Source organism: Deferribacter desulfuricans SSM1 (genome assembly GCF_000010985.1).
GTDB classification, from domain to species: Bacteria; Chrysiogenota; Deferribacteres; order Deferribacterales; family Deferribacteraceae; genus Deferribacter; species Deferribacter desulfuricans.
The window spans coordinates 1,926,169-1,941,067 of sequence record NC_013939.1 but is presented as its reverse complement, the minus strand read 5'-3'; the positions used below and the strand labels follow the sequence as shown (position 1 = coordinate 1,941,067).

The window sequence follows — 14,899 nt, the reverse complement described above, 5'->3', positions numbered from 1 at the left end:
GGGCTGGTAATGAAAGAGATTAAGATTAAAAGGGGGCTTGAGCTCCCTTTTGGTAAGGTCTGTGATTTTAAAGGGGAAAAGTTATCTCGCGAAATTGGTTTTGTGGGTGATGATTTTACAGGTTTAAAGGTAAAGTTTTTAGTGAATGAAGGGGATAAGGTTTCTACTGGTTCACCAATTTTTATTAATAGAAAAGATGAAGATGTGGTTTTTGTTTCCCCTGTAAATGGTGTTGTAAAGAATATTGTAAGGGGTGAAAAGAGAAAATTTTTATACTTGAGTATAGAAGTTGAGGATCATACATCTGTAGAAGCTATCGATTTTAAAGATAACAATTTGAATTATAAATATATTTTATTAAAATATGGATTTTGGCCATATTTTAGAAAGAGACCTTTTGATAAAATCCCTTCTTCTACATCAAAACCTGTAGCAATTTTTGTAACAGCTATAGATACAAGAGGTTTTGCACCAGAACCTAATTTTATCATTGAAAAGGAAAAAGAAAATTTCATAAAAGGGGTAAATGTCTTAAAGGAAGCTTTTGGTGTAAAGACATTTTTATGTGTTGATAAAGATTTTAATAAAAGTATGTTATCTGAAGATAATTTATTAGAAGTAGCTGTTTTTCATGGTCCTCACCCTGCTGGACTTGCTGGTACCCATATCGATTATTTAAGAAAGCCAACAATGGAAGAAGAAGTATGGTACATAGATTATCAAGCTGTAATTGATATCGGTTATTTTTTTAATACAGGTAAAATTAATCCCTATAAATATGTTTCTATTGCTGGTTATGGCTTTCAAGAAAATGGTATATTTAAGATATTAAAAGGGAGCAGGCTTGATAATATACAGGATTTAAGCAAAGATTATAGATATATTTCTGGATGTTATTTGTATGGAAGAAAGATTGATGAAAATGCTCCTTTTGTTGGTTTTTACGATAATCAGGTTTCAATCATAAAAGAAGGGGGTGAAAAGAGGCTGTTTGGGTGGATTTCCCCATCAAGAAAATATTTTACAGTTTTAGGCGTTGCTCTTTCTAAATTTATTAAACCTAAAAAGTATATTTTTGATACATCGATGCACGGTAGCCTGAGACCTATTATTCCAATATCTTCGTACAATAAAGTTACAGCTATTGATACAGAACCTTTGGCATTATTAAGGGCTGTTTTGACAAAGGATATTGATAGAGCCATAGATCTTGGTATTTTATCTTTAGGTGAAGAGGATTTTTCTTTATATACATATGTTTGTCCAAGTAAAATCGATTTTATAAAACATTCAAGAGAGCTACTTGATACAATAGAGAAGGAATGGTGATGAAAAGGTTGCAAAAGATTTTTGATAAGATAGGTGAGCACTTTAAAGAAGGTGGTAAATATAGCAGATGGTATCCTCTTTATGAAGCAACAGAATCTTTCTTTTTCTCACCAGATACAAAAACTTCAGGCAAGTGTCACATAAGGGATGTAGCTGATTTTAAAAGGGTAATGATTTTTGTTGTTATAGCACTTTTACCAGTAACAATATTTGCTATTTATAATACAGGATTACAAACGAACCTTTTAATTAATGAATATAATATAATTCCAGATGGTTTTCGTTGGGATGTTTTAAAATGGTTCCATGTAAGTTTTGATAGTAGTATTGTTAGTAATTTTGCTGTGGGGCTTGCATACTTTTTACCCCTTTATGCAGTAACTATGGTTGTGGGTAGTTTTTGGGAAGTATTGTTTGCTGTTGTTAGAAAACATGAAATAAGTGAAGGGTTTCTTGTAACAAGCTTATTATATCCTTTAATTCTCCCACCAAATGTCCCATTGTGGGAAGCATCAGTGGCTCTTTCATTAGGATTAGTGCTTGGGAAAGAGCTTTTTGGCGGCACTGGGATGAATGTTGTAAACCCAGCACTGATATCAAGGGCTATTTTGTTTTTTTCATACCCTGCAAGTATGACAGGTGATAGAGTTTGGACTGGTATTGATGCTGTTAGTGTTGCTACTCCTTTAACACTTGCATCATCTAATAATATAATTAGTGAACATTATAGATGGATGGATGCTTTTTTAGGATTTATCCCTGGCTCAATGGGTGAAACATCTACACTCCTATGTATCGTGGGTGCTTTAATTTTGGTTGTTAGTAATGTGGCATCATGGCGTATAATGGTTTCTGCAGTAATAGGGCTGATTTTTACTTCTACACTTTTTAACCTAATTGGTAGTCAAACAAATTATATGTTTAATCTACCTTTTTATTGGCACTTGGTTTTGGGTGGATTTGCTTTTGGAGTAGCTTTCATGGCGACAGATCCTGTAAGTGCTGCTTATACAGATAGAGGAAGATGGATTTATGGTTTTCTTATAGGTTCTTTAACAGTGCTTGTAAGAGTTGTAAATCCTGCTTATCCAGAGGGGACTATGCTTGCTATAATCTTTGCAAATATTGTAGCGCCAACAATAGATTATTTTGTAATAAAATCAGTTATTAAAAGGAGAAATAAAGTTGCAGCCTGATAGCAAAAGAAAAACTCTTTTTGTTGCTTTTGTCATATCTTTTGTTTGCTCTATACTTGTTTCTGCAGCTGCTGTATTATTGAAACCTGTTCAAGAGAAAAATCAGATTAAAGATGTTTTAAAGAATGTTATTCAGGTTGCAGGGATAGATGAAAGAAATAATATAAATGAAATTTTGGGGAAAAAGCTGCTGCCAAAATTATTGGATATGGAAACATATAATTTAGAGGATATCAAAGATATTGGTGGTTATTATAAAAATTTTAAAAAGATGCTTAATGATGATACAAAATCTATAAAGTTAAAGCCTGAAGAGGATTTGGCAAGTATAGGAAGGATACCAAAGAAGGTTTTAATTTATTTTGTTAAAGAAAATAATAGTGTTAATAAAATTATAGTCCCAATTTATGGTAAAGGGCTCTGGTCAACATTATACGGATTTCTCTGTATTAATGCAAAAGATAAGTCAATTTGCGGTATAACTTTTTATGAGCATAAGGAAACTCCTGGGCTTGGTGGAGAAGTGGATAACCCTACTTGGAAAAGAAAATGGGTTGGTAAGATGATTTATGATAAGGATGGTAGATTAAAATTGACAGTGATTAAAGGTGAGGTAAATCCTGATTCTGCTGAAAAGATTTATCAGGTTGATGGTTTAAGCGGTGCTTCACTTACAACTGCTGGGGTAAATAATATGGTTAAATTTTGGTTGGGTGATAGAGGTTATAAAAAATTTTTGATGAAAAATACATTTTAGAGGATGTTAGATGAAAAAGTATAAAGAAGTCCTCTTAAAACCTATATTTAGAGATAACCCGATTGCTGTTCAGGTGTTGGGGATCTGTTCTGCTTTGGCTGTGACTTCTAAACTTGAGACTGCGATTGTGATGTTTTTGGCTGTTACTTTTGTAGTGGCTTTTTCTAACCTTTTTATTTCACTGATAAGAGATAATATCCCTACAAATATAAGAATTATTGTTGAGACAACTATAATTGCCACTTTAGTTATTATCGCAGACCAGTTTATAAAAGCGTATTTCTTTGAAATAAGTAAACAATTATCTGTGTTTGTGGGGCTAATCATAACAAACTGTATTATTATGGGTAGAGCTGAGGCTTTTGCACTGAAGAATGGCCCAATAGAAAGTTTTTTAGATGGAATAGGTAATGGTGTCGGTTATGGTGGGATTTTGATAGTAGTGGCAATAATTAGAGAGTTAATTGGTTCTGGTAAATTACTCGGTATTACAATTCTAAAACCTGTATCTGAGGGTGGTTGGTACACTCCAAACGGTTTGTTCTTACTTGCACCAAGTGCATTTTTTATTATTGGGCTTTTAATCTGGCATGTTAAAAGGCAGATAGGGGATTATGATGCTTGAGCATTTGCTTAGTCTTTTTGTAAAATCTATATTTATAGAAAATATGGCATTATCCTTTTTCCTTGGTATGTGTACATTTATAGCTGTTTCTAAAAAGATGGAAACAGCTGTTGGGCTTGGGATGGCTGTTATCATTGTGCAGTTTATTACAGTGCCAGCTAACAATGTCCTTTATCAATATATTCTAAGAGACGGAGCTTTGAGCTGGCTTGGTTTGAAAAATGTAGATTTATCGTTTATTGGACTTGTATCATACATTGGTGTGATTGCTGCGATGGTTCAAATTTTGGAAATGGTTGTGGATAAGTTTTTTCCAAAACTCTACAACTCACTTGGTATTTATCTTCCGTTAATTACTGTAAATTGTGCAATATTGGGTGGCTCTCTCTTTATGGTTCAAAGAGAATATACACATATTGAATCGATAGTGTATGGGCTTGGATCAGGTATGGGTTGGGCTTTGGCAATTATCTTACTTGCAGGTATAAGAGATAAATTAAAATATAGCAATCCACCTAAAGGGCTTGAAGGGGTCGGTTTAACCTTTATTGTAGCTGGTTTAATGGCAATTGCTTTTATGATTTTTTCAGGAATAAAATTATAGAGTATTGAGGTGGGATTTTGATAGAAATAGTTTTAGGGGTATTATCTTTTACATTTATTATTTTGATGCTTGTAGCTGTTATTTTATATGCAAAAAGTAAGCTTGTTCAAACAGGCGAAGTAAAAATTTATATAAATGATGAAAAAGAGCCATTAGTTACACAAAAAGGTGGTAAGCTTTTATTTGCATTGGCTGAAAATGGGATTTATTTATCTTCTGCTTGTGGTGGCCAGGGAACATGTGGTTTGTGTAAAGTGAAGGTGTTGGAAGGTGGTGGTGATATTCTCCCTACAGAGCTATCACATATTTCAAAAAGGGAGGAAAAGGAAGGGGTAAGACTGAGCTGTCAGGTAACGGTTAAAAATGACTTAAAAATTGAGGTATCTCCTGATGTCTTTGGTGCAAAACAGCTTGAGTGTGAAGTGATTTCAAACAAAAATGTGGCTACTTTTATTAAAGAGCTGGTTTTAAAGATCCCTGAGGGTGTTGATTTTGATTTCAAAGCAGGTGGTTTTATTCAAGTGTGGGTGCCACCTTATACTGCTTATTTCAAAGATTTTGATATAGATGAAGAATATAGAGAAGATTGGGAAAAAGCTGGTTTATTTGAACTTGTATCCAAGGTAGATGAGCCTGTTGTAAGAGCTTATTCTATGGCAAACTACCCATTAGAGAAGGGGATAATAATGCTCAATGTGAGAATTGCAACTCCACCTCAAAATAGAAAAGATATTCCACCTGGTAAAGGGTCTTCATATGTTTTTAGTTTGAAACCTGGAGATAAAGTAACCGTTTCGGGCCCTTATGGTGAGTTTTTTGTAAAAGATACAGATAATGAAATGGTTTTTATCGGTGGTGGTGCTGGTATGGCACCAATGCGTTCTCATATTTTTGATCAATTAAAAAGGGTAAAAACAAATAGGAAGATAACATTTTGGTATGGTGCAAGAAGCAAGAGAGAGCTTTTTTATGTAGAGGACTTCGATAGACTTGCTAAAGAGCATGATAACTTTGAATGGTTTATAGCATTATCAGATCCTCAACCTGAGGATAACTGGGATGGGTTTACAGGATATATACATGAGGTTGTCTATGAAAATTATTTAAAAAATCATCCTGCACCTGAAGATTGTGAATATTATTTGTGCGGCCCACCTGTTATGATTGAAGCAGTATTAAAGATGCTTGATTCTCTGGGAGTTGAAAGAGAAAATATCCTTTTTGATGATTTTGGAGGGTAATGTGATCGATTTTATAATATTTGTAGTGATTGTGACATTTGTATTTTTTATTTTTATATTGTTTATGAAGAACAAAAATAAGGATGGGTGTTGTTCTCATACAGGTGGTAGTTGTTCTTGTAATAAAGATTAATTTATAATATTAATTTCTATATTTATAGTTAAGGGGGGCTTATGAATATTCTTGTTACTGGTGGAGCTGGTTATATTGGTAGTCATGTAGTAAAGGAGATTCTTGAGAAAAGATCTGATAATGTTGTTATTCTTGATAATTTTTCTACAGGTAGCAGAAAGAATGTTGATACTTTGAAAAAAATTGATGTGAATGGTAGATTAAAAATAATTGAAGCTGATTTATCCAATTTTAGTTTAGTAGAGGGGATTTTTAAATCATATTCTTTTGATGCAATAATACATTTTGCAGCAAGCATTATTGTGCCAGAAAGTGTGGAAAATCCTCTCAAATATTATATGAATAATACTGTAAATACCACAAATTTGATTAGACTGGCAACTAATTATGGGGTTGAAAGATTTATCTTTTCATCAACAGCTGCAGTTTATGGGGAGCCTGAAGAGGTACCAGTAAAAGAGACAACGATTTTAAGTCCAATTAACCCTTACGGTATGAGTAAAATGATGAGCGAGAGAGTGCTTATCGATACTGCAAAGGCAAATAACGATTTTAAATATGTGATTTTAAGGTACTTTAATGTGGCTGGTGCAGATATGAACAATGCAAAAACAATAGAGGATATAAATCCTCGAATTGGTCAGGCATTTCCTGAAGCGACACATTTGATAAAAGTGGCAGCTGAAACAGCTACAGGGAAAAGGGATAAAATCTATATTTTTGGTGATGATTACGATACAAAAGATGGTACATGTATTAGAGATTATATTCATGTCGATGATCTTGCAATGGCTCACTTGCAGGCACTTGATTATTTAAATGAGAATGTGAGTGATATTTTTAATTGTGGATATGGGCATGGTTATACGGTAAAAGAGGTTATAAATACAATGAAAAAAGTCAGTGGTGTTGATTTTAAAGTGGAAATAACTGGTAGAAGAGCTGGCGATCCATCAAAACTGATTGCTGATAATAGCAAAATCTTAAATAAACTTGGTTGGCAGCCAAAATTTGATAATTTAGAGTTGATTTGTAAAAGTGCTTTTGAGTGGGAAAAGAGATTAGATTGAGCTTGATTATTATATTTGTTGACAAGGGGTACTAAAATACATATATGTTTTTTTGTTTCGCCCAAGTGGTGGAATTGGTAGACACGCAGGATTCAGGATCCTGTGGCCGTAAAAGGCCGTGGGGGTTCGAGTCCCCCCTTGGGCATTTCTGGATTCTCAAGGTTTTAATAAATTTTTGTACAGTAAAATATGTTTAAGTTCCAGATTGCTTTCCCCGCCGTTAGTGTTTAAACTTTGATAGTTATACATTTAAAACATAGAATATTAAAAATTTTAAACTCAGCATCTACTACACTGAATGGCAAGGGCGCAATGACCCAAAATTGCTGTCATTGCGAGCGTTAGCGAAGCAATCTGAGGTGATTAAGCAGTTATTATTGTGCAACACCCTTGACTACTATGCATCACCTTTTTTTATTGACAATTTTAAATAGATATTTTAAATGATTATTTGAAATGGATGTTAAGATGGATAAAAGAGATAAAATAATTTTAGCAGCACTGGAGCTTTTTGCAGATAATGGCTATAGAAAAACGTCTGTAGCTGGAATTTGTAAAAAAGCCGGTGTTAATATCGCCTCAGTTAATTACTATTTTAGATCTAAAGCAAATCTATATCGGGAAATATTTAAAAAGGCATTTGAAATAGCTGAAGAGAAAATGCCTTTATTAAAATTGAATAATTTAGATATTCCTTATGAGAAAAAACTATATCTTTTTATTGAGACTGTAGTTAAGAGAGGTTATTCTGAAGACGAGTCAAGATATTTACCACAACTTTTTTTACACGAATCTATGCAATCTAGTGGTATTTGTGATGATATTTTAGCTGAGATTAAGTCTAGGTATAGAGAGACACTTTTTAATATTGTAAAAGGGATTACTGGGATAAACGATTTTGATAGACTTCATTTAATGGGTTATAGTATAATGAGTCAGTGTTTATTTTTAAAAATTAATCCTATGATACAAAAAGAAATTGTGAAAAATAAAAATGACGTAGAACTTATTAAAAAATTAACGGATCATATATATAAATTTAGTTTGGCTGGTTTAGAAAATTATAAAAGGTTTGAGTGATGAGAGTTTTATTTTTTTATTTTTCAATTATTTTACTTTTGACAGGTTGTATAACCAAAGAAATACCTAAATTAAACAATTCTGATTTGCCAGCAGATTATAAATTTAAAATTGAAGGGGTTAAAGAATATGATAAAGAGTGGTGGAAAAGCTTTGGCTCAGATGACCTAAATAGTTTAATTATTTTTGCCCAAAAAAATAACTTTGACCTAAAATTAGCTGTGAAAACAGTAGAAGAAGCGAATTTACAATATAAAAAGGATAGAACTGCATTATTTCCAGAAATTGGTTTAAACGCTGGTTATGAGAGAACAAAAACCAAGAATAAAGGGTTTAATACTGTCACTGTAAACAATTATTATTTAGGTTTATCCGCATCATACGAGATAGATATATGGGGAAAAATTAGAGAAGGGATAAAGCTTACAGAGCTAAATGTATTGGAGAAAAGATTTGATTATGATGCACTATTTAATACTATTGCTGGGGAGATAACTACAAATTGGTTAAATACTTTAGCAATTTTTGAAAAAGAATATTTGTTAAACGCAAAATTAAAATTATTGGAAAATCAAAAGAGATTATTAGAAAATAAATACTTCTCTGGGGAAATTAGTTTAAAAGAGCTTTATTTGATCGATCAGCAAATAATTTCTACTGAAAATGCAATAAAATTATTAAAAAATAACAAAAACATTTATGAAAATAGGATAAAAATTTTATTAGGTTATAATAATATTGATATAGAGCTAAAAGATAGGACACTACCTGAAGTTGATTTTGATATAAAAACACCTGTACCTTTAGAATTAATAAGACTTAGACCAGACATAAGGCTTTCTGAAGTAAATTTGATGAAATCCTTTGCGGCATATAAGATATCGAGATTAGAGAGATTTCCAACTTTTAGTATTTCTGCTTCTTACAAATATAGCTCAAACGAAATAAGTAGTATATTTGATAACTGGGTCTTAAATATTGCTGCAAACCTTTTTTATCCGTTAATAGATTTTAATAAAAGGAAATATAATGAATTGATTAACAAGATTAAAGTAGATGAATCCTTTATAAATTATAAAAAAACAGTTTATCAGGCTGTAGTTGATGTTGAAAATGGTTTTTTAAATATTTCCAATTCATTAAGTCAGCTTGAGACTACAACGAAAAATTTACAAAAAGAGGAAAAACAGTATCAATTAATAAAGTTAAAATATCTATCTGGCGAAAATAGCTTGATAGATTTGATTTCTGAAGAATTAAAACTTATCGATTACAAACTTGATCTTATCGATAAAAAGTTGAGCTATTTAGAAAGTCTTGTGAGTTTTTATAAAGCATTAGGTGGGAGATATTACAAAGAGGTTAAACATGGAAAAGAACAGTAATGGTTATTACAAAAAATCTGTATTGCAGAGGATCTTATCTTTTATTTTAATAGTTGTTATTGTTTTTGGTGGTTTAAGTTTATCAAAATATCTGATTAAAACAAAAAAGGTTGCAAAGAGAAAAAAGCCTAAAAAGATTTTTGTAAATGTTGAAGTTACCAAAGGTGAAAAAGTTGATACAAATTATATCATTAAAGGTTTTGGCAGAATTTATCCAGCAAAGGAAGTTTCAATTGTGCCTGAGGTTAGTGGCAAAGTTGTATATGTGAATCAAAATTTGATAGAAGGCGGTTTTATTAAAAAAGGGGAAACATTAATCAAAATTGATGATACAGATTATAAGATAAGATTAAATAAAGAGCTTGCTAATCTAAATTCGTTGAAAGAGGATCTGATTTTAGAAAAATCAAAAAGAAATAGAGCTCTAAAAGAGCTAAACTCAGCTAAAGATTTTATTAAAGATATAGATAATGAATCTTTGTATGTTTTAAAACGAGAACCTTATATTAAAAAAATCGAAGAGAATATAAAAATAGCAGAGGAAAATATAAAGCAAGCTAAACTTGATTTGGAAAGAACAGTAATTAAAGCTCCTTTTAACTGCTATGTATTGAAAAAATATATTGATGTGGGAGGGTATGTAAACAGTGGTGTAAAAATTGCTGATATAATTGATGCAGATATGGTTTATGTAAGAGGGAATATTACAAAGGCTGATTTGAAATATTTAGATATTAATAAAAATATAAATGCAGTTGTTTATAATGATGGGGAAAAAATTGATGCTAAATTATTTAAATTAGAAAAAGCATTGGATGAAAAAGGGTTACTTTTAAAAGTAATTTTAAAAATAGATAGTTTTAATCCAAACATCTTTTTGTATGACTATGTAACTTTTGATTTGATAGGTAAAGAGTTGAAAGGTATTGTTAGACTTCCTGAAAGAGTTGTAAGAGAAGATGAATTTGTATGGATTGTAAAAGATAATAAGTTACATTTAAAGAAAATAAAAATTTTATTTGAAGATGAAAACTATGTTTATACTTACGATATTGACGAAAATTCTCAAATAATCGTAACAAACCTTTCATCTGTAGTAGAAGGGTTGCCAGTAAAAGTTATTAATAGGGTAGATTAATGGCAAATGGTATGAAAAAGGGTGCTATTGGCTGGTTTATTGATAATCCTGTTGCTGCAAATATTCTTATGATTTTCCTTATAGTTGGTGGGCTTTACTGGAGTACTCAAATAAAACAGGAAGTTTTCCCTGAATTTACTATAGATTCGGTAATTGTAGAAGTTGCGTATCCTGGAGCAAGCCCAGATGAGATAGAAAAAGGGATTTTACTTCCGATAGAAGAAGCAGTGGATGGGCTTGATGGAATAAAAAAGGTTACATCAACAGCTAATGAAGGAGTGGGAGAAGTTGTCATTGAGGCCACCCTTGATGCAGATATTAACCAGCTTTATCAGGATGTAAAAAGTGAAATAGATAGGATTACTACTTTTCCAGAAGATGCTGAAGAGCCTAAAGTTTATATCCCATCTAGGAAAAGAGAAGTAATCACGCTGATTCTGTATGGGAATCAAGATGAAAAAGTTTTGAGGGAATGGGCTGATAATATTAAAGATAGATTACTTCAATATAAAAATATAAGCAGTGTAGAACTTTTAGGTGATAAACCTTATGAGATAAAGATAGAATTAGATAGAGATGTTTTAAGAAAGTTTAATCTGACAATTTCTGATGTTGCAAATAAAATAAAAAATTACAACCTCGAATTGCCAGCTGGTAAAATTGAAACAGCAAAAGGGGATATCCTAATCAGAGTAACGGAGAGAAGGGAGTATGGCAAAGATTTAAAAGATATTCCGATTGTTTTAAGTGATTATGGAAGAGCGATAACTCTTGGTGAGATAGCAAAAATTTCAGACAATTTTGAAGAGACTAATACTTTTTTAAAGTATAACGATTTGCCAGCTATTGGTATTAGAGTTTATAGAGTTGGCGATCAAAAACCGATAGAAATAGCGGAAACTGTAAAAAAGTTTATTAAAGAGATTAATAATGAGCTACCACCTGGGCTATACACTGACTATGTAAATGATAGATCAAAAATTTTTGCTCAGCGTATAGATTTGCTTTTGAGAAATGCAAAACTTGGTCTAATTCTTGTTTTTTCATTATTAGCTTTGTTTTTAGAGATAAGGCTTGCTTTCTGGGTGATGCTTGGGATACCTATCTCTTTTCTTGGTTCGATGTTGTTGTTCCCTCAATTTGATGTGTCAATAAATATGGTATCACTTTTTGCTTTTATAATCTGTCTTGGTATCGTTGTGGATGACGCTATCGTTGTTGGAGAGAATATTTACAGATACAGACAGCAGGGGTTGCCATTTAAAAAGGCTGCATTGATTGGTGGCAGAGAAGTTATGGTCCCTGTGATATTTAGTGTTTTGACAAATATGGTGGCTTTTTTACCGATGTATTTTGTTCCAGGAGTAATGGGTAAAATATTTAGAATTATACCTGTTATTGTGGTTTCTGTTTTTACTATTTCACTCCTTGAAAGTCTATTTATTTTACCATCTCATATCGGGCATCAAAAAGAAGAACCTATGTTTATATTAAAAATGATAAATAGGGTTCAGCAAACCATTAGTAAATATATTTTAAAATTTATCCACTCTGTGTATGGTCCCATTTTGAAGTTTTGTATAAGATTTAGGTACGTTACTTTCGTTTTTTCTTTGATGGTATTAATTGTTGCTGTTAGTTTTGTCAAAAGTGGTAGAATAGGGATAGTCTTTTTCCCAAAGGTGGAATCTGATTTTGCCTATGTTAAGTTTGTTTTGCCAGTTGAAAGCAGTGTGTTTGATACATTAAGAGTGGCAGAGTTTCTCACTGAAAAGGCTAAAAAAATTATTGAAGAAAATGGTGGGGAAAAGCTTGCTCAAGGTATTTTGACAAATATAAATAATAATAGTGGCTTTATACAGGTTTATTTAAGTGATCCAGATGTTAGGCCGATAACAACTACCAAATTTACAAATTTATGGAGAAAAGAGTCCAAAGATTTAACAGGGATAAAAACAATTAAATTTTTCTCTGATTTTGGTGGCCCAGGCCATGGTGCTTCTTTGACTGTTGAGTTACAGCATAGAAATATTAAAACTTTAAGAGCTGCAAGTAAAGAGCTTGCAAATTATCTTGCAACTTTTAATAACGTATCTGATATCGATGAAGGTTTTGCAGACGGTAAATTGCAATTTGATATAAAATTAAATGACAAAGGGAAGGCTCTTGGTATTGATTCGACATATTTGGCAAGACAGCTTAGAAACTATTATTATGGAGCTGAGGCTAAAAGGTTTTTAAGAGGTACCGATGAAGTAAAGATTATGGTAAGGGCTGATGCAAAAGAGAGGGATTTTGAATACTTTTTCAAAACATTTTTGGTTGATTTACCAAACGGTTCTAAAGTGCCATTAAAAGAAATAGCTGAGATTAAAAGAGGTAGGTCTTATACTACAATAGATAGGAGAAATTTTAGAAGGATTATCAATGTAACAGCAAATGTGACCCCTGAAAATCAAACAAATAAGATCTTGGAAGTGGTGAAAAGTGAATTTTTACCAGAGCTACAAAGGAAGTTTCCAGGTTTAAACTATAGCTTTGAGGGGAAACAATCTGATATGCGAGATAGCATGTCTGCTTTATTTAAAGGATTGTTAGTTGCTATAATGGTTATTTATGTCATGCTTGCTATCCCTTTTAAGAGTTATTTTCAACCATTGATAATTATGACAGTTATCCCTTTTGGTATAATTGGTGCTCTTGTTGGGCATATTTTATTAGGGTATGATCTTAATTTAGTTAGTATGTTTGGTATTGTGGCCCTTGCTGGTGTGGTGATAAACGATTCTCTTGTTTTGATAGATTTTGCAAATAGAAAAAGAAGAGAGGAAAATGCCACATTTCATGATGCAATATATGAAGCAGGGCTCAAAAGATTTAGACCGATTTTGCTTACTACTCTCACAACCTTTTTTGGATTGATGCCCATGATTTTTGAGACTTCTGTTCAGGCAAGGTTTTTAATACCGATGGCCATATCTTTGGGGTTTGGGATACTTTTTTCCACTTTTATAGTTCTGATTTTGGTGCCTGGACTTTATGTGATTATAGAAGATGCTATTGGTATTGCTAAAAAACTGTTTTAAACAAAAGGTTGAATTTTCTTACAAAAGCTTATAAAAATTTATATAAAGTTTAAATTTTTAGAGGTGGGAGATGGATTGTATATTCTGTAAAATAATTTCTGGTGAAATACCATCTGCAAAGGTTTATGAAGATGATGATTTTATAGCTATTCTTGATATCAGGCCTGTTCATCTTGGACACACATTGTTAATACCTAAGAAGCATTTTAGAAATATTTATGACACAGATAAGGAAATAGGTGAAAAAATTTATCCAGTATTGGTAAAGCTTGCAAATGCAATAAAATCAGCCTTAAACTGTGATGGCTTAAATATTGTGCAAAATAATGAGCCTGCAGGGGGGCAGGAAGTTTTTCATTCACATATTCATTTAATCCCTAGATATGAAAATGATGGGATTAGATTTGCTATTAAGCATAAACAATATGAATCAAATGAGCAGATGGCAGAATTTGCTAAAAAGATAGCTAATAAACTCAAATAAAGGTTAAAGATGCTTGCAAAACGGATAATCCCCTGTCTTGATGTCAAGGATGGTAGGGTCGTAAAAGGGACGAAGTTTGTTAATCTAAAAGATGCTGGTGATCCTGTAGAGGTGGCAAAGCAGTATGATTTGGAAGGTGCAGATGAGATTACTTTTCTTGATATTACTGCAAGTGCTGAAAATAGAGGGATAATTATTGATGTTGTCAAAAAGACTGCTGAGCAGGTTTTTATCCCACTAACTGTTGGTGGTGGAATAAGGACAATTGAGGATATTAGAAATCTTTTGAAAGCTGGTGCTGATAAAGTGTCTATAAACTCTGCTGCAGTAAAAAATCCTGATTTTGTAAGAGAAGCTTCAAGTGTTTTTGGTTCTCAATGTATAGTAGTTGCTATAGATGCTAAAAGGAAATCAGATGGTTATGGATGGGAAGTTTATATCCATGGTGGTAGAACTCCTACAGGTATAGATGCTATAGAATGGGCAAAAAGGATGGAGCTTTATGGTGCTGGTGAGATACTACTTACCAGTATGGATATGGATGGCACAAAAGAGGGGTACGATATAGAGCTGACAAGAGCAGTGGCTGAGGCTGTGGAAATACCTGTTATTGCATCAGGTGGTGTGGGCAATTTGCAGCATATTTTAGAAGGATTAACCAAAGGGAAAGCGGATGCAGCATTAGCAGCTTCTATTTTTCATTATAAAGAGTATTCTATAAAAGAGGTTAAAAAGTTTCTTAAAAAAAATGGTGTACCTGTTAGACTATAA

Annotated in this window: 14 protein-coding genes and 1 tRNA gene; all 15 read left to right on the top strand. The window is 32.3% G+C overall.

Going from position 1 to position 14,899, the window contains the following annotated elements:
- The first annotated feature begins 9 nt into the window (after nt 1-9).
- The gene (gene nqrA / locus DEFDS_RS09680) at nt 10-1,329 is read left to right on the top strand and encodes an NADH:ubiquinone reductase (Na(+)-transporting) subunit A (protein WP_013008614.1); all 1,320 of its coding nucleotides are present in this window, start codon (nt 10-12) and stop codon (nt 1,327-1,329) included.
- On the top strand, nt 1,329-2,525 hold the full coding sequence (locus tag DEFDS_RS09675; protein WP_013008613.1) for an NADH:ubiquinone reductase (Na(+)-transporting) subunit B: 1,197 nt from the start codon (nt 1,329-1,331) through the stop codon (nt 2,523-2,525). Before nqrA ends, DEFDS_RS09675 begins: the two co-directional genes overlap by 1 nt.
- Complete coding sequence (locus DEFDS_RS09670) at nt 2,515-3,282, top strand: Na(+)-translocating NADH-quinone reductase subunit C (protein ID WP_013008612.1); 768 nt, start codon at nt 2,515-2,517, stop codon at nt 3,280-3,282. The genes DEFDS_RS09675 and DEFDS_RS09670 overlap by 11 nt, the downstream gene beginning before the upstream one ends.
- A gap of 10 nt (nt 3,283-3,292) precedes the next feature.
- Nucleotides 3,293-3,907, top strand: coding sequence for an NADH:ubiquinone reductase (Na(+)-transporting) subunit D (locus DEFDS_RS09665; RefSeq protein WP_013008611.1), 615 nt, complete (start codon nt 3,293-3,295; stop codon nt 3,905-3,907).
- Nucleotides 3,900-4,511 carry an NADH:ubiquinone reductase (Na(+)-transporting) subunit E gene (nqrE, locus tag DEFDS_RS09660; protein WP_041223723.1) on the top strand — a complete coding sequence of 204 codons (612 nt, stop codon included), beginning with the start codon at nt 3,900-3,902 and terminating at the stop codon, nt 4,509-4,511. The genes DEFDS_RS09665 and nqrE overlap by 8 nt, the downstream gene beginning before the upstream one ends.
- 20 nt (nt 4,512-4,531) lie before the next feature.
- On the top strand, nt 4,532-5,752 hold the full coding sequence (nqrF, locus tag DEFDS_RS09655; protein WP_041223982.1) for an NADH:ubiquinone reductase (Na(+)-transporting) subunit F: 1,221 nt from the start codon (nt 4,532-4,534) through the stop codon (nt 5,750-5,752).
- A 1-nt stretch (nt 5,753) separates the two neighbouring features.
- Nucleotides 5,754-5,885 carry a FeoB-associated Cys-rich membrane protein gene (locus DEFDS_RS13000; protein ID WP_153801492.1) on the top strand — a complete coding sequence of 44 codons (132 nt, stop codon included), beginning with the start codon at nt 5,754-5,756 and terminating at the stop codon, nt 5,883-5,885.
- A 41-nt stretch (nt 5,886-5,926) separates the two neighbouring features.
- Complete coding sequence (galE, locus tag DEFDS_RS09650; protein WP_013008608.1) at nt 5,927-6,955, top strand: UDP-glucose 4-epimerase GalE; 1,029 nt, start codon at nt 5,927-5,929, stop codon at nt 6,953-6,955.
- 59 nt (nt 6,956-7,014) lie between these two features.
- A tRNA-Leu gene (locus DEFDS_RS09645) sits at nt 7,015-7,100 on the top strand.
- Between the two features lie 323 nt (nt 7,101-7,423).
- Nucleotides 7,424-8,035, top strand: a complete 612-nt coding sequence (locus tag DEFDS_RS12730; RefSeq protein ID WP_050742522.1) for a TetR/AcrR family transcriptional regulator — start codon at nt 7,424-7,426, stop codon at nt 8,033-8,035.
- The gene (locus DEFDS_RS09635) at nt 8,035-9,420 is read left to right on the top strand and encodes a TolC family protein (protein WP_013008606.1); all 1,386 of its coding nucleotides are present in this window, start codon (nt 8,035-8,037) and stop codon (nt 9,418-9,420) included. The genes DEFDS_RS12730 and DEFDS_RS09635 overlap by 1 nt, the downstream gene beginning before the upstream one ends.
- Complete coding sequence (locus tag DEFDS_RS09630) at nt 9,404-10,558, top strand: efflux RND transporter periplasmic adaptor subunit (RefSeq protein WP_041223721.1); 1,155 nt, start codon at nt 9,404-9,406, stop codon at nt 10,556-10,558. Before DEFDS_RS09635 ends, DEFDS_RS09630 begins: the two co-directional genes overlap by 17 nt.
- On the top strand, nt 10,558-13,644 hold the full coding sequence (locus DEFDS_RS09625) for an efflux RND transporter permease subunit (RefSeq protein ID WP_013008604.1): 3,087 nt from the start codon (nt 10,558-10,560) through the stop codon (nt 13,642-13,644). Before DEFDS_RS09630 ends, DEFDS_RS09625 begins: the two co-directional genes overlap by 1 nt.
- Before the next feature lie 70 nt (nt 13,645-13,714).
- The gene (locus DEFDS_RS09620) at nt 13,715-14,128 is read left to right on the top strand and encodes an HIT family protein (RefSeq protein WP_013008603.1); all 414 of its coding nucleotides are present in this window, start codon (nt 13,715-13,717) and stop codon (nt 14,126-14,128) included.
- A gap of 9 nt (nt 14,129-14,137) precedes the next feature.
- On the top strand, nt 14,138-14,899 hold the full coding sequence (gene hisF, locus DEFDS_RS09615) for an imidazole glycerol phosphate synthase subunit HisF (RefSeq protein ID WP_013008602.1): 762 nt from the start codon (nt 14,138-14,140) through the stop codon (nt 14,897-14,899).

What these genes read in the sequence shown, in the direction of transcription:
- nqrA (WP_013008614.1), top strand. Translation starts at nt 10, where the DNA reads ATGAAAGAGATTAAGATTAAAAGGGGGCTTGAGCTCCCTTTTGGTAAG.
- DEFDS_RS09675 (WP_013008613.1), top strand. Translation starts at nt 1,329, where the DNA reads ATGAAAAGGTTGCAAAAGATTTTTGATAAGATAGGTGAGCACTTTAAA.
- DEFDS_RS09665 (WP_013008611.1), top strand. Translation starts at nt 3,293, where the DNA reads ATGAAAAAGTATAAAGAAGTCCTCTTAAAACCTATATTTAGAGATAAC.
- nqrE (WP_041223723.1), top strand. Translation starts at nt 3,900, where the DNA reads ATGCTTGAGCATTTGCTTAGTCTTTTTGTAAAATCTATATTTATAGAA.
- galE (WP_013008608.1), top strand. Translation starts at nt 5,927, where the DNA reads ATGAATATTCTTGTTACTGGTGGAGCTGGTTATATTGGTAGTCATGTA.
- DEFDS_RS12730 (WP_050742522.1), top strand. Translation starts at nt 7,424, where the DNA reads ATGGATAAAAGAGATAAAATAATTTTAGCAGCACTGGAGCTTTTTGCA.
- DEFDS_RS09635 (WP_013008606.1), top strand. Translation starts at nt 8,035, where the DNA reads ATGAGAGTTTTATTTTTTTATTTTTCAATTATTTTACTTTTGACAGGT.
- DEFDS_RS09630 (WP_041223721.1), top strand. Translation starts at nt 9,404, where the DNA reads ATGGAAAAGAACAGTAATGGTTATTACAAAAAATCTGTATTGCAGAGG.
- DEFDS_RS09625 (WP_013008604.1), top strand. Translation starts at nt 10,558, where the DNA reads ATGGCAAATGGTATGAAAAAGGGTGCTATTGGCTGGTTTATTGATAAT.
- DEFDS_RS09620 (WP_013008603.1), top strand. Translation starts at nt 13,715, where the DNA reads ATGGATTGTATATTCTGTAAAATAATTTCTGGTGAAATACCATCTGCA.
- hisF (WP_013008602.1), top strand. Translation starts at nt 14,138, where the DNA reads ATGCTTGCAAAACGGATAATCCCCTGTCTTGATGTCAAGGATGGTAGG.